Genomic DNA, 18915 nt, shown 5'->3' on the forward strand with positions numbered 1-18915 from the left:
TGGGTTTAAACAAAGGTTTCCCCCCCCCCCCCCAGATTGAGGGCATGCTCAAGCTGCATTTTAGCCCGCTCTAGGGCTTCTTTGGCTTGGGCGCGCAAAGTGAAGCTATTTTGAAGGTGTTTAGCGATGTTCTCTTGAATGGGGGTGGGGATTTTGGGGATATAAAGTTTTCTAATGGTGGGTAAGTCTGTATTCTGGCGCACGCTGGCTTGGGCAATGTGGCGTTGCAAATACCAATTTTTGGCAATGTCTTGGATATAAAGGGCGATATAGAATGGGTTGAAATGGGGGTCTTTTAGGCGGACGCGAATCGTGAAAGAAGCAAAGATATAGCCCTCTTGTTCTTGAGAAACAACGCCCACATCGCCCACCGTGCCCATTTGGGAAATAATAATGTCGTTTTTCTGTGTGAAAAATTTAGAGGCGAGTTTTTGGGTGTCCTTAATGCAATCTAAACGCCCGCTAATGCTTAAGTTTTTGAGATTTAAGCCCTTAATGTAGGGAATGCCCTCATCGCGCCCACAATAGGGACTTGTGGGGACAGAGCCATAGTTAATGTGGCTACAAATATCCTCTAGGAGCACAAAGCCGTGTTTTTTGAGTTGCGCCTCTGCCCTCTCATACTTTTCTTGGTAAAACTCCGCGTCCAAACGCCCGCTACTGCCTAGACTTTGTTTTAAGGTCTTGATACTGTGGTTTCTTTGGTTTAAAAGCAAAGTTTCTAGCAAAAGCCACTGGGCTAAACGCGCCAAATGGCGGGCACGCTTTAGATGGGCTTTGATTTCTTTAAAGACCTCCCTTTGGAGTTGTTTGGAGGTTACCCCCCTCCCCCCCAGTTAGGGCGTGTTCAGCCCCAGCTTTGGCTTGGGTTAATAACACTTTTGCTTGCTCGCGGTGCTTAAGGCTCTCTTGCAAAAGCGCAGCGATTTGCTCTTGGATATTTAGGGGGATTTTGGGAACAAAAATATTTTGCATATCTGCATAGGATAAATTAGTTTGCACGCCTCCTGTACCTATGCGTTCAAATTGCAATCTCCCCATCACAGAATTGAGGTAAAGGGCTAAAACTTCAGGGATAAAATTTTTAACTCTAATTTTTAAAATCCTTTGGTTAAGCATGGCTTCGATTTCTGTATGCACCACACAAGCCAAGCCGATACTGCCTGACATCGATATGAGTAAGTCCCCTTTTCGTAATTTATCTTTTGGGCTTAATTCTTTAGCTTGAGCGGGTAAGTAAATCACATTTTGAGTATCTAGGGTATTTCTTTTGATATTGTTGATTCGAATCAGCATCAGGGCGTTGGGTTGCTGTTGTTCTAAGTAATCCACACTTTTAAAGGCAAAACCACTAGAATACTCATGCACTAAATCCTTAAGGGGGACAACACCATTTACATACTCTCTTAAGCAAGTTTCTAGGTGTTCATATTTGCTTTGGTAAAACTCGGCATCAAGCCTACCCGTGCTTAAAAAGCTTTCTTTCAAGCTCTTGATTTGGTGTTCTTTAAGAGGGGCTTTGGGGGGTGTGCCTAGCTCTTGCTCTAGCAAGCCTTGTGCCTCTTTATAAAGGGCTTTGCTCTGTTCTAAGCAGGCGTGGGCGTTTTTAACTAGCTGGGCGATGTGTTCTTGAAAGTCTAGGGGGAGAAGGGGGATTAGAAAGTTGTTAAAATTTCTTGGGTAAATTTCAATTTGCCCTGAAGTACCGCTGTAATAACGATTGATTTGAGCTTGCCCGAATTTTGTTTGCAGAAACACCATTAAAAAGCCCGGCAATAATTTTTTATAATCTTTGACAACTAAAATGTTGATATGGTTATCAACGCTAAAGTCAAAATCTAAGAGATTGATAAAAACCCTACCTAGAGTGCCTACGCCTGTTGAGTTTATGAGTATAGCCTCTCTTGGCACGACTGCACCATAACCTGTTCTTGCGTTTTCATGGTTGATATATTCGTTTCTAACATGCTGGCTATTGATAATTTTTAGCTGACTATTTTGGTCGTATGTGGGTTGTGAATAGCGGGCATTAAATGAAACAAGATTACGCAAGTATTCGTTTGGCACAGAAAGTAGCTTGTTCTTAATCCCTACCCACTCTCTTTTAAAATACTCCGCGTCCATGCGCTTGGTGGGGTTGTCGTGTAAAACTTCGCTTAATTTTAAAACGCTGATCTCTAAATGGGGGTAGTTTTGGGCTAGGGAGTTTGGCATTCAAGTGTCCTTAAGGTTTAACGGCATAAAAACTTGACATTTTAGCATAAAGATGTTAAAGTATGCGTCATTTATAGGCGGGCCTTTTCCGCCACTTTCTCAGTAATTTTTAGTATTTCTTTCTTTTTTGCGTTTGGACTTGGCATTTTAAAGATGTCTGTGCCAAAATTAAGTTCATTTCTAGGTGGATTCTTTTCCACCGCTTTCACCACCCGCATAATCCACGAGTTCAGGTGCAAAACTTCCCAGTAAGTCATCTAAAAATAACACGATCTTATCAGGGTGTAGGCCGACATACAGGTCTTGTGGCTCTGCTTGGGGTTTTTCTTGTTGTTCTTGGTTTTTGTGGTGGCTCTCATGTTTATTGTCTGCAATGTTGGCGTTGAGTCTAGGATAACCTTTAGGGTTGCATTTGTAAAGGTTTTCAAAATGAAAAGCCCGGTTTCTTAGCTTGCGTAAGAGTTGCAAAAGCAAGTCGGCTTTTTCATGGCGTTTGAGATGGGCATTTTTGCGGTGTGCCAAATGGGTTTTAGTGCCAAAGCGGTTTTTATTCTTAAGGTAATACTTTTTAAAGTCTAGGTTATCTAAAAAACTTGGATTAAAAATTTGGTCATAAATTCTAAAATACTCCACTACTTTAAGCCAAAAGCCCATGCTTTGTTTAGAAACAAGAGTTATTGGGGTTATATGGCTTATATCACCCGTTGTTTTAAGGATAATTTTAATGCTAGGATGAATCTCTAATTGTATAGAATTTGTCCGCTCACCACTAATTTTAATGCTTGGGGGCAGGTGTTGCCACCAATCCCCCACTTTCTCTAAGAGCACGGAGTCTATTTGGTTGCGAATCACCACTTCTAAAATGCCGATCTTGTGGCTTATGCACCCTATGAGCGCAAAATTAGCTTCATGCTCGGCTAGACTGGCATAGCCTCTTAAACGCGGGGTTGAAAAAAGCTTTTCTTGGGTGTCCTCCCTCATTGCCAAAAACTCAAACTCTCGCTCTTGGCAAACTCAATGAACGCCTCGGCGATGCCATCTTGGGTTAATCCCTCGTGGTTAAACAAGTCGTGCTTGACAATCAAATGCCCATGTTTGTCTAAAAGGGGGCGGGTTTGCTTTGTGGCGGTTTGGATTGTGGCTTGTTTTTGTTGTGTGGGGTTAAGTTTTTTATATTCTTGCGCGCTGATTTTGCGCCCTTCAAATTCTATAAAGTTAGCCGCCTCTAGGTTGGGGTAGGTGGTGTAAAAGTCCTCTAGGTTTAATTCTTCTATGCTGGGTTGCCCTGCTGTGGTGCGCTCTAATTTAACAATCTCTTGTTTGACATAGATTTTATCCCCGGAGTTGTCCTTGCTGGGCTCTTGCATGGTGGCAAAGAAGATATTGTAATCCTCTTGGTAGGGGCATAAGAGCTCATCCCATTTTTGCACGAATAACACGCTGGTTTTTGTGCCCGTGTGGGGCTTAAAGACATTAGGGTGCAAGCCCACTACGGCTAAATGCGCCCGTGGTGGGCGATGAATTCGCGGATATGCTGGTCGCTGGCGTTGTTGAAGCGCCCTTGAGGCAACACAATTGCCATGCGCCCTCCGGGTTTGAGCAAATTTAAATTGCGCTCAATGAAGAGGACATCGCGCGTTACTGTGGGCTGTTCTTTGATTCTAATTTTCTTGTAACCCTCTTTGGTGGGGACTAGATGTGTGGGGTTATCCAACATCTGCATATAATCCGCATTTTCTGGCAACACCCTAAGCCCCTCTGTGGGTTCTTTGGTTTTTTCTAAATGCACGCTTTGGCGCAAAGTGTAGTGTTTTAAAATCTCGTTTTCTTTGATATTGCCCGCAAAGGGCGGGTTAGCCATCACAATATCAAAGGCAAATTCTTTATAACTGCGCTTATGGTCGTCCTTCTTGCGTTCTTGTTGGGGTAACTTTTTTACAAGGTTGTCAAAATTCTTATTGAAGGTCTTGGTGGATGGATCGATCTCCTTTTGGGCATGCCACTTAGAAAAATCTAAAGAATTGAGTTTAAAGACATTGCTATGCCCATCCCCGGCAATGAGATTAAGCATTTTAGAAATTCTAGTGGTGCGGGGGTCAAAGTCAATTGCAAACACATGGTCCTTGACATAGTCAATCGCCTTAGCGTGTTTTTCTTCTGCGGTGAGCATTTCATTTTCAGGCAAGCCCTCCGCCTTGTAAATCTGCCGCCACACATAAAAGCAGGTGTGGATGGGAAAGCCACAGCTCCCACTAGCTGGATCGATCATGCTCTCATGGGGTTTAGGATTGAGCATTCTCACGCACATATCAATCACATAGCGGGGGGTGAAAAATTGCCCTTTTTCGCCCTTAGAGTCCTTGTTGGCAAGGTATTCAAAGGCATCGTCAATCACTTCTAAATTGGAGTTAAAAAACTTGCATTTTTGCAAACTCCCCACACAGATCGCCAAATGATCAGGAGTTAAAGCAATCCTGCTTTCTTCGGGGAAAATCCCCTGCCATTTTTCGTGGTCTTTAGCCTGTGTAAAAAGTTCTTGTAGCCGTTTGCTGAGACTCTCGTTGGTCTCATTTCTTAGGGCAAACTCTAAGGGACGCATGTTCTCATATAGCTTTAAAAGTTGCTCTTTACTTGCCCCCTGTGCCTCTAGTTCGTGGTATCTTTTGATCTTGTCCTTATCGTAGCGGTAGGCTTGCAATTCATCATAAAGCTTGGTAAAAATGAGCTTAAACACCTCTTCAAAGGCGTTTTCTCCGCTATTGGCTAAAACATCATCTTCAATCAAGAGAATTTTGTCTTTCAAGCTCACCCGATCGCTTTGTAAGATGTCTTGTTTTTGCAAGTCCATATAGGTAAAACTCTCGCTAGATACATCTTGGATGCTTTGATCGGCTCTTGGCAGATGCCACAATTCGGTAAAGGTGTTTGGGTCTTTGCGTTGCCAAACCATTAAATCGTTGCCATTGCACCATGCCAGCAAGGGTGCGCCTGTGGCGTGGGCATAGCTTTTAAGTTGGGCGATGCCCTCTTGAAATTGGGGGCTTTTGAGTTCGACCACAATATACACGCTCTGCATGGTTTCATCCAGCACCACCACATCGGCGCGGTTATTAGCCGATCGCCCAAAATTGACCGGGTATTCTACTCTGATGCGCTCTATTGAGTAGCCATATCCTTGCACCAACCAATTAATGAAAAGCTGGCGGATCGCCTCCTCTGGTTTGAGCGCGATCTCTTGCTGGCGGACTAGACAACGCACCTTGTGCGTGGGGTTGCCTTTTTTGTCCGTCTTAGAAATCATACGATCCTCTAGGGCTTTGATCTCTTGACTAGAAAAGCACTTCAAGTTAGAAGTGTTTAAGATTTGGTCTATGCGCATGGAGTGCCTATTTGTGGGGCATTAACTAAAGGAATGGGAATATGGTGCATTGGAAACTCCTCGGCTCTACAACACAGAGTAAATTGCCTTACTCTTGATTTTATGGCTTTTATAGAGGGCACATTTTAGCATGGTTTTGATCATTGCTTTACTAGCTTTTTTGGTATTTTGTAGCGAGTTTAGAAGGCGGCTTTTGCGACTCTCTTTAAACTTTTCGCATACCTTTTTACTTTATATGCTTGAGTGAATGTGGTGTAATAACTCTATAAGTAACTCTATTTGGAGCGTCCGCTAAATTTTTCACTAATGCTTTCAAACACTTTTTCACATAGGCTCAAAGCTTTGGTTTGGAGTGGTTTGCGTGCTATCTAGCGCCGACCCTTTAAAAGTGTGGGCATGTAAAGGGTTGATACCTAGATTGATCGGACAATTAATTATATAGTCTAAAGACTCACGAGTGCCTAAAGCAAAGTCGATGTTTGTCATTGGACAAATATTTGATTTAATCAAAATTAGCCCCTGCCATATTGTTAAAAAGGTCAAGGGTTACCTTATAAAGTCTTGCGTTATCCATGTGCGGATTGCCTGCTAAAGCCTTTAACTCTTGGGGGCAAAACGGATCACCGTGTCTTTTTTGTCTTTTAGGCGATTAAAAAGGCTAAAGAATAGATTGTTTTCCAATTCACCTAGCATGCCTAGATTAACTTTGTAGATGTTGTTATGCATCACAACTTGCTTAGGATTAGCTATTCTTGTATTTTTGGCTAAAACGGGGGTGTATTCTATGTCCTCCCCTGTTAGATTTTCTGTTTTGTTGGGTGCTTTTGGGGTTTTAGCCACTAAGCCTAGTTGTGGCTCTTGTTGTAAAGTTTCTTTGGCCACTTCTTGGGGAATGTGCGCTGGTAGTGAGGTTTGTGGGGCGTTTTTGGGGTTATCCACTTCAGTTGGGGCAATTTGGGCAACTTTTGTAGGCGGTGTGGGGGTTATTTGTATGGTTGAGGGGTTATAGAATAGTGCATTTTCTCTTTTTACACCCTCTGTTCATTTCTCTGTCCGTGTGGTTAGGACGATTTGTATGTTCTCAATGTAGTCTTAATACCTTTCTCCAAGCTCTCTCTTAAAGCGGGGCGGGTGGTGCTGTTTAGCTTATCTTCTGAGTAAGCAATAAGTCCTATGAAGTGTTTAGTCCGCTCGCGTTGTCGCTGTCCCACTCGCTAGACAAAACTATTTGGGCTATCTCTTTGAGGATTTTTACTCGCTCCGTATTAAAGGTTAGCACGCAGAGACGGATTGTCGTTTTGGAGCTCTAAAGCTATCGTAATGTCTAGACCACCCCTTAAAGCTTTCATCTGCTTATGCAGGAGGGCATCTTCATCCATTTTATATAATTTTTTCTTTTAAGCTTTTATGCTAAATTTGGAGGGATCTTAGCGTGTTTTTTGAAGAATAACGCTTAATCCCCAATTTATATCCCAAAAACCATTTTTGCTCCAGCCTAGTGGCATTCTGTCCTTAGGCTGTTGCTCAAACTCAGCAGTGGCGATCCAGCTCACCCAAAAAAGGCTGAAACCTTTTTTCTTCATCACCGCTTATGTAGGCTTTATAAATGCCATAGCCCACAGCAGCACCGATTGCAGGAGCAGCAGCCACAACGCCTAAACCAGCAGCCATACCACCGCCCACAACAGACCCCACCGCCGTTAAACTGCTGGTGATTCCCGTTGCGCCTAAACCAGTAACTCCGGCGGCATAAGCAGCCCCCACAACTCCAGCAGCTCCAGCGGACGCGCCCGTTAAGCTAGTAGCCGCACTGTCATTGTTTTTGTTAGCCATACTGACCTCCATTGAGATAGTTTTAAAGGCATCTAAATAATGCTTAAATAATAGCGTGAGGTTTTATTTTGTCTAAGGTTATTTTAATCAGTGCGCCTGCAAATGCCCTGTTTTTGCTTGACCTGTGCTAAACTTCTAGAAACTCTACAAAAGAGGCAAAAATGAAAAATTACGCCGTGTCAGATTTTCACTTTTTCCATAAAAATATCATCAAGTATTCCGCTTTGCCTTTTGAGTCGGTTGAAGAGCTAAACCAAACTTGGGTGGATATGCTTGGTTGTGTCACACAAGAGGACATGGTGTGGTTTTTAGGCGATCTTACCCTAGCGCGCAAGACTTCTAAAGAGCTAAACGCGATTCTTTCCAACCTAAAGGGACAAAAGATTTTAATTAGGGGCAATCATGACCTTTTGCCAAACAAGGCTTACACTAATTGCGGTTTTCAAGTGCTGGACGAACTCTTTTACATCTTAGACATCCATCAGGGTGGGCTTTACCGCTTCATTCTGTGCCACTACCCACCCGACTCTAAAGAATATAACCAGCTCGTGGCTGAGGGCATTTTAAAAGAGTGGGTGCAAAGGGAGGCAAAAGCCCCCGCCTTAAAAACCTTTTGGCTGCACGGCCACACGCACACTAGAACCCCGCAGCCCTCAAACCCAAGTGCCTTTAATGTCTGTATCGATTTTTGCTACAAAAACCAACAACCCATTTTTTGCATTGAGGATTTTTTAAGCAATGATCTAGCCATCATGGCTAGAGAAAGCGCAGGCGTTGAAGTTTAAACCCCTAGAAAAACCTTTTGTAAATGGGCGGTGTAATCCTGTAGATATTGGGAGATTCGAGGGTTTTTGATGACATCGTTGCAAATAAAAGTCGGCAGGGCTTGCATGCCTAAAAACTGGTTGGCCTTGTGTAGGTGCAAATACACGCCATCCACACCCACGCCTCCAAAAAATTCCTCTTTCTCAGTAAAAGCCTCGATGGGGGCGTTCCAAGTGAGTGAGAACATGTATTTTTTGCCATGCAATAGCCCACCCTTGCCGTAATTTTTGGTGGGGGCGGCGTGGCTGCGCCCATCGTTTTTGTACAGCTGTCCATGCCCTGTGGTGAAGACCTCATCCATGTATTTTTTCACAATCCAAGGCTCACCCATCCACCACCCGGGCATTTGCCAAATCAAGGCATCGGCTTTTAAAATTTTCTCAATTTCCTCTTCTATGTTGTAGCCTTGCTCGATTTGTGTTTCTGCTACGCTGTGGTTTAAAGCCTGCAAAGTTTGCGCGGCGTGGGCGTGTAAAGTGGTGTTTAAACGCCCTTTTGAATGCCCGAAGCTTTTTGCCCCATTGAGCAGTAAAATGTGTGCCATAGGAATCTCCAACATTTGGTGTTATGAGAAAGATGTGTACAAAAAGTCAAAGAAGAGATGGTGTCAAAGGGGGGACTTGAACCCCCGACCTCCGGCTTATGAGACCAGCGCTCTAACCGGCTGAGCTACCTTGACACGAAAAACGCCCATTCTAAAAAGCTTTTGCTTAAAACTTTCTTATAGGTGCAAGTCCATTGTTTGGTAAATTTGGTTGTAGGCGTTTTTGTAGCGTTGCACAAAGTCGTTGTTGATCCCAAAGGCTCTTTTGGCTTGCATCTCTTGTAAGGCCTTGAGGCCATCGATCTTTTCCTGCGCCTGTTTGTCCTCTTGGATTTGCCCGCCATAAAAGCTTGTGAGGCTATAAAGCGATTGCGCGGCGAGGCGTTTTTCATTTTCATTCATGCCCGCCGTGGCGCGCAAAAAGGCATCGTATTCGTTGTCGCTCATCAGCTCCAAGACCAAAAAGCCGTAAGTTTCCCTCTTAAGCCCGTTAGGCTCGGTTTGGCTCTTGGAAATTTCTACCACCGCTTCAGGTTTGCTTTGGGTGGGGGCGGGGGCTTGGGAGGCGTTAGCGTGTCCTAGAGTGGTGGAGTTTAGCAACGCGTATAAGGATGGATTGTTTTTGATGTCTTTAACTTCCATGACAAGACCCTTTCAATCAATTTCAACCCTACAAGCAAAAAATGCTCCAAATTATGGTGTATAATGCCCCTATGCAAAATGAAGACCTGCTCCCCCGTTTTTTCAGCGCAAGCCATGCGCCCATTGAGTTTTACTTTAAAAAGTGCTCCCGTGATTTTGTGGTACAAGAAGAACCGCTTTATGCCTTTAGCCAAAGCGGTGAGCATTTAATCGCCCATGTCCGCAAAAAAGACAAGACCACATGGGAGATGTTAAGCCTGCTCTCTCAGGTGCTGGGCTGTAAAATGTCTGCCTTTGGTTACGCGGGGCTTAAGGATAAAAACGCCCTCACCTTTCAATATATCTCCATGCCTAAAGCCCATGAGAAAGCCCTATCCCAGCACGCCCCAACCCTCTACGAGCAGGGCGTAAAAATCCTAGACACCACTGCCCACACGCATAAAATCCGCCTAGGGCATTTAAAGGGCAACCACTTTAATATGCGCCTAAAGAAACTCACTCCATTAAACGCCCAAAAAATCGCCGAGGTCTTGGAGATTTTGCAAGAAAAAGGGTTTTTGAATTATTTCGGGGCCCAGCGTTTTGGGCGTAAAGGGGATAATTTTAAACAAGCCCACACGGGCAAGAAAAAGTTAGACAAATTTTTACTTTCCAGCCAGCAAAGTTTTTGTTTCAATCAGTGGTTAAGTGGTAGGGCGCGTTTAAACGCCTTTGTCAACAACTTTAGCCCCCTTGAGATTGTGAGAGAATATCCTCAAATCAGCCTAGAGCAAGCCAAAGCCCTCAAAGCCCAGCCCCAAGATTTTAAACTCTTAGAAGGCGATGTGCTTTGCCATTACCCCTTTGGCAAGTATTTTTACCACACCGCCCAAGATTTAGACACCAATTTAGATAGGTTTAGGGTAAAAAGCCTTGTGCCTACGGGGTTATTGCCAGGCCTTAAAGTCCTAGAGGCCAAAGATTTGGCTAGGGAGTTTGAAGAGCCTTTTAAGCAAGAGATCGACTCTTATGGGGATCGGCGTTTTGCGCTGGTCTATCCTGGTGAAGTGGATTTTTTGTATTTGTCCCAAGAAGCACAGGGGCAACTCAAGTTTTTCCTACCCAAGGGGGCTTACGCCACGATCTTTTTAGAAGAGATTGCCCACCAAGAGTTGTTTAGCAAAGATGTTTAAAGATTGCCTAGAGGAGTTGTTTTTAAGCGTGGGCGAAGACCCCAAGCGCGAAGGGCTCATCAATACACCAAAGCGGGTTAAAGCCTTATGGGCGGATTTAATGGCCGGCTACAAGGACGACCCTAGAGAGATTTTAAACTCAACGGTGCTTGCGCCTACCAGAGGCCTTGTGGTGTTGCAAAATATCGAATTTTATAGTGTGTGTGAACACCATTTATTGCCCTTCTTTGGGCGCATCAGTGTGGGGTATTTGCCCGATTCTAAAATTGTGGGGCTGGGGGCGATTGTGCGTCTTGTGGAGTGTTTTTCTAGGCGGCTGCAAATCCAAGAGAGGTTGGGCGCACAAATTGCCAAGGGCTTGCAAGAGTGTTTGGAGCCTAAAGGCGTGGGGGTGCTTTGCGTGGCAAAGCATTTATGCATCGCCATGCAGGGCGTGCAAAAACAAGAGAGCGTGTTAAAAACCAGCTGTCGGCTAGGCGTGTTTGAAGAGCCCAGCGTCTATGCAGAGTTTTTGCAAAGCCTTAACGTGCCTGTTTAGATAGACTAAGAACCAAGCCTAAAGCCACCGAGTTAGCCAAAAGTGAGCTGCCCCCATAGCTTAAGAAGGGCACGGCGATGCCCTTAATGGGAATGATCCCGCTCACACCAAAGGCGTTGATGATGAAAGAAAAGGCGATGAGTAAGGCCACGCCTAAACAAAAGAGCATGTGCTTGGGGTTGTCTAAGCGGTTGGTGATTTTAAACAGGGCGTGCAAGATGATTAAGATGACCCCCACACACACCGCCACCGCCACAAAGCCCAATTCTTCAGCCAGCCCTGCCAAGACCATATCTGTATGCACTTCGCTTAAAAAGCCAAGCTTAACGAGGCCATCGCCCAAGCCTTGCCCGAATATCCCGCCGTGTTTAATGGCATTGCCAGCGTGGTAAATTTGGTAGGGCTCGGGCAAATGCTCGATTTTTAGACTACTGGCAAGTTTGGAGGGCAAAATGGAGAGAATCGAGCTTTGTAAATTCGCCCACCAAAGTTTCATGCGTAAAATGCGGTGGGCGCTGGTGCTGATCGCCACCACCCCGATTAAAATCGCGATTCCTAAGAAGATGCGAAAAAGTTTAAAGCTCCCGCCTGAAAAGATGAGTAAAAAGCTTAGAACAATCGCTAACAAAATCACCTGCCCTAAGTCGTTTTGCAAGACCCCGATTAAAAACGCCACCACTAAAAACACGACCAAGTAGGGGATAAGGATGCCCAGCTCTTCACGCACCCCCGATTTTTCTTTATCAAAAAAAGTCCTCGACAAGCTCCACGACAGAAAAAAGACAAAGCCGACTTTAAAAAACTCTGTGGGGGCTAAGGAGAAAAAAGGCAAGCGAATCCACCTTTTTGCTCCCCCCGCACTGCTAGACATGCTCTCGGGCAAGAAATTCATGATGATGATTAAAAAGGATGAGCCCAGCAGGAGCGCAAAGCCGATTTTGCTAAACCATTTGTCCGGGTCAAGCCACGACAGCCCCCACATCAGCAAAATCCCCACAATGACAGCCACCAATTGGCGGATAAAGAAATGAAATTCACTGTAATGGTAGATGAGGGTGGTGTAAGTGGAAAGGGAGTAGCTCAAGAGCACGCTAAAAATCATCAACAAACTCGCAAGGGTAAAGAGATAGCGATACGCCATAAAAACCGCCCAAAGTCATATAGAAATGTGCTATAATTATAGCGATATTTTGGGTGCCACACTTTTTATTTTGGCCTAGTTTTGGGATGTTTGGAATGTTCCTTGCTTAGGTCTGTATATCTCGTGTGGTGCAAAAAGGGGCAAAACATGGATTTGTCAAAGGCGTACCCGCTCGTGTATGAGGCGATGGATTACCGCTCGCTAAGGCAGGACTTGATCGCGAGCAATGTCGCGAATGTAGATACCCCCTTTTACCGCCCAAAGGATGTGGATTTTGAATCGGTGTTGGCCGAAAAGAAGGCTGAGGTTTTTGACCATAAACAAGACAAGGTTTTAGAGTTGGCGGTTACAGACGCTAGGCATTTAGAGCCCAATTTGGATGAGAGCAAGAAGGCCACTCTCTTTTTTAGAGATGGGCATTTGGCAAAGAACGATGGCAATAGTGTGGATTTAGACATTGAAACTTCCGAAATGGGAAAAAATTCCACCATGTATCTTGCCCTGACCACTGCGCTTAAAAAGCATAGGGGCATTGTCAATTACGCCATTGAAGCGGCGAAAAACATTTAAGGAGTGCGCATGTTTTTATCGAGTTTTGACATTAGCGGTTATGGATTGTCTGCCCAAAGAGTGCGCGCAAATCTCATTTCATCCAACATTGCCAACGCCAACACCACCCGCACCGATGAGGGCGGGCCCTACCGCCGCCAAGAGGCCGTGTTTAAGTCCTTCGACTTCAACAAGATTTTAAACGAAAAATTAGCCCAAGACAATAATTTAATGGACTACGAAGACCCCCTAGACGAGAGCGATGACATCGAAAAACCCAACCCTGCCATCATGGGTGTGTATGTGGATAAGATCGTTAGGGATGACAAAGCCCCCCTCTTAAAATACGACCCCACCCACCCCGATGCGGACGCAAATGGGTATGTGTCTTATCCTAATGTCAATCCCGTTGTAGAAATGGCAGACTTGATCGAGGCCACAAGGGCGTATCAGGCCAATGTTGCGGCTTTCCAAAGCACTAAAAACATGGCGGCAAACGCCATTAGCATGTTGCAAGCTTAAAGAAAAAGAATATAAAAGAAAGGATTGTTTCTTTAGACTAAAAGATTATCTAAAAGAGGCGATATAGGTGAATACGATGCAAGGAGTCAATATGAAGACTTTATACACTGATATAGGGTTAAATAAAACGAGCACTCCTTTAGATTCGAAATCGCATGAGAATCTAATGGAGAAGGGGGAGTTCTCTCAGATGCTCAAGCACTCTATCGATGAGCTCAACAACACGCAGATGGAGTCGGACAGAGCTCTAGCCGACATGGCAACGGGACAGGTGAAGGACTTGCACCAAGCCGCCATCGCTATTGGCAAGGCGGAGACGAGCATGAAGCTCATGCTAGAGGTGCGCAACAAGGCGATCAGCGCCTACAAGGAATTGTTAAGGACGCAAATTTAGGGGTTCTTAAACTTGTGTTCTGGTTCTGTCTTGATGTCTTTATAGCTCTTTAGAGAGGCGCGTGGATCACCCTTTAGCTAACCCCCTTAAAAACCCACAAAACCCCAGCAAGCCCGATGGCGACCCTAGGCGCACAGAGCGCCTGATGATGATTTTTATCGTTGTGGTGGGGTGTTTTGCGCTGTTTTTGGTAGTCATGTTTTTTAAAGCCTTGTTGCCCCGCAAAATGCCCGCCCTTGTGGTTACCAAGACCGACATCGCCACGAGAGGACAGATTTATAGCCAGGACGGCTTTAGCCTCGCCAACAGCCAAAAACTCTTTAAAGTGAGTTTCAACACCCTATCCATCGACCCCAACAAAAAAGAATTTTTCATTGACCTGCTTTCCATTTACACGAATATTCCCAAAAGTGTCATCGCCGAGAAGTTTAACCAAAGCGGGTTTGTTACACTCTCTTACAACATCAACGCCAACATCGCAGCGAGTTTAAGACAACTCAACGCCAAATTCTTGGCCTACAATGTCTTTAAAGAGTATGAAGATCAAAACAAAAAGGTTATGCCAAAAATCGGCCTCAGTATCGAAGTGAGCGGGATTGCCCGCAACTACATTTATAAAGACAATTTTGAGCCCCTTGTGGGCTATATCCAAAAAGTAGATTCGGGGAAAATCACTTCTGTGGATGGCATCAAGGGCATTGAAAAGTCCAAAAACGCCGTTTTGACCCCTAAAAACGATGGGGAGATGACGGGCAGACGGGATTTGGGCTTTAATCTCATTGAGGACAAGACTTTTAAAGACATCCCTAGAGTGGATGGCTCGGACATCGTGCTGAGTATCCCTTTAAAAATCCAAAGAGAGCTAGAACAAATCCTAGATGCCGCTAAAACCCGCTACAAAGCGCACCAAATCATTGCGGGTATTTATCTCCCTGAAAGCGGCGAAATTTTAAGCCTAGCCACGACCAACCGCTTTAACCCTAATAATATCCAAAAGAGCGACTACTCCGCCCTAAATGTCGATGCCATTGAGCTTTCCTTTGAGCCGGGGAGCACCATTAAACCCATTGTTTATAGTTTGCTTGTGAATAAAAAACGCATCGATCCTGGCCAACTCATTGACTTAGGGCATGGCACTTACAAACTTGGCAAATACACCGTTAGGGATGACTTCATCCCCTCCAAACACACCACCATTGAAGATGTGTTGATCCGCTCGAGCAATATTGGGATGATTAAACTCTCCAAACGCCTAAGCGGTCAAGAACTCTATACGGGACTTAAAGATTTTGGGTTTGCCCAAAAGTCGGGCATTGACCTGCCCTATGAAAAAACGGGTCTATTGCCTAGCGTGCGCCTCTTAAACACCGATGTCTATAAGGGCACGGCTTCTTATGGTTATGGGCTGCGCACCACTTTTTTGCAACTCTTAAGGGCCTATGGGGTGTTTGTCGATGGAGGGAGGCTTGCCACGCCCCACTTAGTCCAAAGGGTGATCAACTACCCCAATGGGGAAATGTATGCCACAAAATACCCTCCCAACAAGCAAGTGATCTCCCCAAAGAGCGCGCAAGAGATGCAAAATTTGCTCATTAAAGTTGTTACTAAGGGCACGGGCAAGGGCGCACAAGTGCCCGGGCTTGTCATTGGGGGCAAGACGGGCACAGCCCGCACCGCCAAAAAGGGCAAATACACTGAAATCTACACCAGCTCATTTTTTGGTTTTGCTAAAGATAGAGAAAACACCTACGTCATCGGGGTTGTGATCTTTGGGTCTTTAGGCAGCACCGAGTACTACGCTGCCCAAACCGCCGCCCCCATTTTTAAGCAAATCGTGCAAATGTTGGTGAAAAACCAATACCTCACCCCCACCTTTTCAAAGCACTAGCTAGGGGCTTTTATTGGGTCAAAATTAAGAAAAACTGAGTATAAAATGTTGAAACAAGCTTATTTTTAAGGAAAGAAATGGTTACACAGGATAAGGTGCTGGATGTCTTAAAAAAGGTGATTTATCCTAATTTTGAAAGAGACATTGTGAGTTTTGGTTTTGTGAAAAACATCACTTTGCACGAGAATAAACTCGCCCTTTTGCTAGACATCCCCTCAAGCTCCGAGCAGGTGGCACAGACTTTAAGGACAGAGATCACAACTAAAATGCAAGAGCTGGGGCTAACTTGCCACATCGACATCAAAACCCCCGCCAAGAGAGACAAAACCCTAGAGCAAGCCACAAAAAACCTCGCCCCCAACATTAAACATGTAGTGATGATTAGCTCAGGCAAGGGGGGCGTGGGTAAAAGCACCACGAGCGTGAATTTAGCCATATCCCTAGCCGGGCAGGGCCAAAAAGTCGGGCTTTTAGACGCCGATGTCTATGGCCCTAATGTGCCTCGAATGCTAGGGCTTATGCAAACCAACCCCACCACCGATCCTAGCGGTAAAAGACTCGTCCCCTTAGAAGCCTTTGGGGTGCGGGTGATGAGCATGGGGCTATTGTATGAAGAAGGCCAAAGCCTCATTTGGCGCGGGCCCATGCTCATGCGCGCCATCGAGCAGATGCTCACCGACATCATTTGGGGTGAGCTAGACATTTTGGTTGTGGATATGCCTCCGGGCACAGGCGATGCACAACTCACTTTAGCCCAAGCCGTGCCCATCAGTGCAGGGCTGACTGTAACCACGCCCCAGACCGTAAGCCTAGATGATGCCAGCCGTAGCTTAGACATGTTTATGCGCTTACAAATCCCCATTGCCGGGATTGTAGAAAACATGAGCGGATTTATTTGCCCCAACTGCGCGCACGAGAGCCACATTTTTGGCAAGGACACTTTAAACACGCTTGCCAAGCAGTATAAAACCCAAGTGCTGGCGCAAATCCCCCTAGAAGTGCAAGTAAGAGAGGGGGGCGATAGCGGCATGCCCATTAGTGTAGCAAACCCTAAATCTGTCATTAGCCAAGCCTACAACCAGGCCGCTAGCAAGCTCTTAGATTTTTTAAGCCAAGTTGCGGCGCAAAATCTAGCCGACAATAAAAACATCCAGCCCACCATCCGCTAAATGGCTCTCTTAGCCCAGCTCAAGCGCACGATCCACCTTTACGACCCGGGCTATTTTAGCCTCATCTTTGCCCTCAAAACCACCTTAACCACCTTTCTTTGTGCAGGGCTAGGGGCGTTTTTCTTTGGGTATGCGATTGTGATTTGGGCGGGCTTTCAAACCGTCTTTATCTACGCGTTAAGCCTTGTGATTAGCGACAAAGAACACGAAATCTACTATTTCGTGGTGTTCATTGCTATCAGCTGTATCAATGTGCTGTTATTCTACCCCATGGCGCATTTTGGGGTGTGGCTGTGTGTACCCATCTTTGTCATGACCTTTCTTGTTGGCATATCCACCGCTTATAGCCTAGACTTACACAAGGTTTGCAACGCCGCTTTGTCTAATGGGCTTGTAACTTGTTTGTATGTGGATGCACACGCCCCGCTAGATTTGAAACAAACCCTTTCAATGATTCTCATGCTCGGCACTTTGAGCATTTTGATCCAATCCTTTGTCATGGTGTCTAAATACAGCTACTTCATCAAAAAACGCTTTTCAACCCTACTCTCAAGTATGGATTTAATGCTGCAATACATCGACAGCCCCAGCGACTACACCCACATTAAAACCCAAGTCTTGGCCCAAATCCACAACACAAAAATCATTTTAACCTCTCGCTCGGGGCGCATTAAAGACCCGCTCGCTGTGCGCAACCTCCAAAGGGCCCTTTTTCAGTTACACGCCCTAGAGGAGATTTACCACTCCATCCACTCCATTTATGGGGAGTTAGGCCAGCTAGACTCCGTGCGCCAAGAAATCCGCACAAACTTACAAATCCTCTCCAACATTTTCACCAAACAAGACCTGCAAATCCAAAAGCAAGCCCTCAACGCCCTAAGCCCAGAGCTTGATAAAGTCTTGCAGCACTCCATTGCCATTATTTACAATAAAATGCAAATCTTCATCATGGGCGGGGAGAAGCAACCCAAGCAAACAGACCCTATACATAAGCCCTCTTTAGAGCACATCATTAAGGCCCTCAACACCAAGAATCCCATTTTTCAATACGCCTCTAAATACGCCCTAGCCATGGGAATCTCTGTCTTCATCGCCCGCTATTTTGGCTTTAACCATGGCATGTGGATTGCCATGGCAACCCTTTTGGTCTCGCGCTTTAGCTTAGGCAGCACCAAAGAAGTGCAAGTGGAGTTGGTGCTAGGCTCGGCGGTGGGGCTGGCTTTGGGATTGCTCGTGGTGTGGCTCTTTTCCAAAAGCGTGGTGTTTGATGGCTTTTTAGTGTTGGGCGTGTTTTTATTCATCTATCTTAGGGTGTATTCTTACGCGATATGGTCGGCTGCGCTCATGTTTGCCTTCGTGCTGTGCTTTTCTTTGCTTAGGCAGGACTTCGTGGATATGGTCGCCTTTAGGGTAGCGGATTTGGCCCTTGGCATTGGGATTGTCTATGTGGTGTTTTTATTTGTGTGGCCCAAGTACGACAAAGACGAATTTATCCAGCACATGCGCCACTTGGTCGCCACCTTGCGCTGTCTGCTAGAAGATGCCAGCCAGCACAAGACCCACGCCCTAAGCACCCAAAACACCTTTTTAAAACAGCTAGATGCCTTTAGGCTGTGCTTAAAGAGCGCAAGGGCGGAGACCTCGGACACCAACACCCTAGACGCTCTCTTAAGGGGGTTGCAATCCATAGACATGCTAGACACTTGCAGTTACCGCCTTTATGATTATTGCCTCAATGTGAGCCTCCCTGAAGAAAAACAACTTTTGTTAGACAACAACACCCAGCTGCTCTTAAACCGCTATACCCAAATGTCAAACTATCTCCACAATAAACCCCACTATTTCAAAGCTAAAGAGGGCGGGCGGCTCTTAAAAATTGACAGCGAGCTAGACAACTTATTAGAAACCATCTTTTTTGCCCAAAACAAGCTCTTTGAAGAGCTGGCGTATGTGTTTAAATACTAGGGGCTCGTCTTGAAGGATCGGTTAGGGGCTAGCTTGAAGCTGGGGTTTAAGGTCCTTTAGCAAGTGGCAGCCACTACAAAAAATATGCTATAATGCGCCTTTGTCTTTGACACAGCAAGCCATTAAAATTGACTTTGGGA

General features: G+C 45.4%; 19 protein-coding genes and 1 tRNA gene. 9 read left to right on the forward strand and 11 right to left on the reverse strand.

The features are described 5' to 3' along the window. Positions 1 to 5: 5 nt before the first annotated feature. The 7 genes from HAL07_RS00800 to HAL07_RS00835 form a co-directional block, all read right to left on the reverse strand. Complete coding sequence (locus tag HAL07_RS00800; RefSeq protein WP_053944777.1) at positions 6 to 752, reverse strand: restriction endonuclease subunit S; 747 nt, start codon at positions 750 to 752, stop codon at positions 6 to 8. A gap of 34 nt (positions 753 to 786) precedes the next feature. Then, the gene (locus HAL07_RS00805) at positions 787 to 2214 is read right to left on the reverse strand and encodes a restriction endonuclease subunit S (RefSeq protein ID WP_082355771.1); all 1428 of its coding nucleotides are present in this window, start codon (positions 2212 to 2214) and stop codon (positions 787 to 789) included. Between the two features lie 180 nt (positions 2215 to 2394). Next, positions 2395 to 3195 (reverse strand): hypothetical protein, encoded by an 801-nt coding sequence (locus HAL07_RS00810; protein WP_053944778.1) that lies wholly within the window; start codon positions 3193 to 3195, stop codon positions 2395 to 2397. After that, the gene (locus HAL07_RS00815; RefSeq protein WP_053944779.1) at positions 3192 to 3704 is read right to left on the reverse strand and encodes a hypothetical protein; all 513 of its coding nucleotides are present in this window, start codon (positions 3702 to 3704) and stop codon (positions 3192 to 3194) included. Before HAL07_RS00815 ends, HAL07_RS00810 begins: the two co-directional genes overlap by 4 nt. A 5-nt stretch (positions 3705 to 3709) precedes the next feature. Then, positions 3710 to 5593, reverse strand: coding sequence for a type I restriction-modification system subunit M (locus HAL07_RS08115; RefSeq protein WP_053944780.1), 1884 nt, complete (start codon positions 5591 to 5593; stop codon positions 3710 to 3712). 597 nt (positions 5594 to 6190) lie between these two features. After that, the gene (locus HAL07_RS08055; RefSeq protein ID WP_053944782.1) at positions 6191 to 6532 is read right to left on the reverse strand and encodes a hypothetical protein; all 342 of its coding nucleotides are present in this window, start codon (positions 6530 to 6532) and stop codon (positions 6191 to 6193) included. Between the two features lie 591 nt (positions 6533 to 7123). Next, complete coding sequence (locus HAL07_RS00835; protein ID WP_202903458.1) at positions 7124 to 7426, reverse strand: hypothetical protein; 303 nt, start codon at positions 7424 to 7426, stop codon at positions 7124 to 7126. Between the two features lie 161 nt (positions 7427 to 7587). On the opposite strand from HAL07_RS00835, the gene HAL07_RS00840 reads away from it, so the two are divergent. Continuing rightward, on the forward strand, positions 7588 to 8211 hold the full coding sequence (locus tag HAL07_RS00840) for a metallophosphoesterase (protein WP_053941522.1): 624 nt from the start codon (positions 7588 to 7590) through the stop codon (positions 8209 to 8211). Here the strand turns inward: HAL07_RS00840 and HAL07_RS00845 are convergent. The 3 genes from HAL07_RS00845 to HAL07_RS00855 all read right to left on the reverse strand — a co-directional run bounded on the left by HAL07_RS00845 (position 8208) and on the right by HAL07_RS00855 (position 9437). Then, positions 8208 to 8795 carry an NAD(P)H-dependent oxidoreductase gene (locus HAL07_RS00845; protein ID WP_053944783.1) on the reverse strand — a complete coding sequence of 196 codons (588 nt, stop codon included), beginning with the start codon at positions 8793 to 8795 and terminating at the stop codon, positions 8208 to 8210. The genes HAL07_RS00840 and HAL07_RS00845 overlap by 4 nt on opposite strands. 58 nt (positions 8796 to 8853) lie before the next feature. Then, positions 8854 to 8930 (reverse strand) — tRNA-Met (locus HAL07_RS00850). Positions 8931 to 8972: 42 nt separating this feature from the next. After that, on the reverse strand, positions 8973 to 9437 hold the full coding sequence (locus tag HAL07_RS00855; RefSeq protein ID WP_053941520.1) for an HP1233 family protein: 465 nt from the start codon (positions 9435 to 9437) through the stop codon (positions 8973 to 8975). Between the two features lie 71 nt (positions 9438 to 9508). Here HAL07_RS00855 and HAL07_RS00860 point away from each other — a divergent pair, with 71 nt between their 5' ends. Both HAL07_RS00860 and folE read left to right on the forward strand, forming a co-directional pair. After that, the gene (locus HAL07_RS00860) at positions 9509 to 10609 is read left to right on the forward strand and encodes a tRNA pseudouridine(13) synthase TruD (RefSeq protein ID WP_238374454.1); all 1101 of its coding nucleotides are present in this window, start codon (positions 9509 to 9511) and stop codon (positions 10607 to 10609) included. Then, the gene (folE, locus tag HAL07_RS00865; RefSeq protein ID WP_053945024.1) at positions 10602 to 11147 is read left to right on the forward strand and encodes a GTP cyclohydrolase I FolE; all 546 of its coding nucleotides are present in this window, start codon (positions 10602 to 10604) and stop codon (positions 11145 to 11147) included. The genes HAL07_RS00860 and folE overlap by 8 nt, the downstream gene beginning before the upstream one ends. Here folE and HAL07_RS00870 read toward each other — a convergent pair. Beyond that, entirely contained in the window at positions 11131 to 12288 is a 1158-nt protein-coding gene (locus HAL07_RS00870; protein ID WP_053941518.1) for an FtsW/RodA/SpoVE family cell cycle protein, read from the reverse strand. The two genes, folE and HAL07_RS00870, sit on opposite strands and share 17 nt — an antisense overlap. A 147-nt stretch (positions 12289 to 12435) precedes the next feature. Here HAL07_RS00870 and flgB point away from each other — a divergent pair, with 147 nt between their 5' ends. The 6 genes from flgB to HAL07_RS00900 all read left to right on the forward strand — a co-directional run bounded on the left by flgB (position 12436) and on the right by HAL07_RS00900 (position 18775). After that, positions 12436 to 12858, forward strand: coding sequence for a flagellar basal body rod protein FlgB (gene flgB, locus HAL07_RS00875; RefSeq protein ID WP_053941517.1), 423 nt, complete (start codon positions 12436 to 12438; stop codon positions 12856 to 12858). A 9-nt stretch (positions 12859 to 12867) separates the two neighbouring features. Then, complete coding sequence (gene flgC, locus HAL07_RS00880) at positions 12868 to 13359, forward strand: flagellar basal body rod protein FlgC (RefSeq protein ID WP_053942095.1); 492 nt, start codon at positions 12868 to 12870, stop codon at positions 13357 to 13359. 91 nt (positions 13360 to 13450) lie between these two features. Continuing rightward, positions 13451 to 13753, forward strand: a complete 303-nt coding sequence (gene fliE, locus HAL07_RS00885; protein WP_082346373.1) for a flagellar hook-basal body complex protein FliE — start codon at positions 13451 to 13453, stop codon at positions 13751 to 13753. A 61-nt stretch (positions 13754 to 13814) separates the two neighbouring features. Beyond that, positions 13815 to 15641, forward strand: coding sequence for a peptidoglycan D,D-transpeptidase FtsI family protein (locus HAL07_RS00890; protein ID WP_053941069.1), 1827 nt, complete (start codon positions 13815 to 13817; stop codon positions 15639 to 15641). A gap of 77 nt (positions 15642 to 15718) precedes the next feature. Beyond that, the gene (locus HAL07_RS00895) at positions 15719 to 16810 is read left to right on the forward strand and encodes an Mrp/NBP35 family ATP-binding protein (protein WP_053944785.1); all 1092 of its coding nucleotides are present in this window, start codon (positions 15719 to 15721) and stop codon (positions 16808 to 16810) included. Beyond that, positions 16811 to 18775 (forward strand): FUSC family protein, encoded by a 1965-nt coding sequence (locus HAL07_RS00900; RefSeq protein ID WP_053944786.1) that lies wholly within the window; start codon positions 16811 to 16813, stop codon positions 18773 to 18775. It abuts the gene before it with no gap. The last annotated feature ends 140 nt before the right edge of the window (positions 18776 to 18915 follow it).

Origin of the sequence: Helicobacter ailurogastricus (assembly GCF_001282945.1) — a bacterium.
Lineage (GTDB): Bacteria > Campylobacterota > Campylobacteria > Campylobacterales > Helicobacteraceae > Helicobacter > Helicobacter ailurogastricus.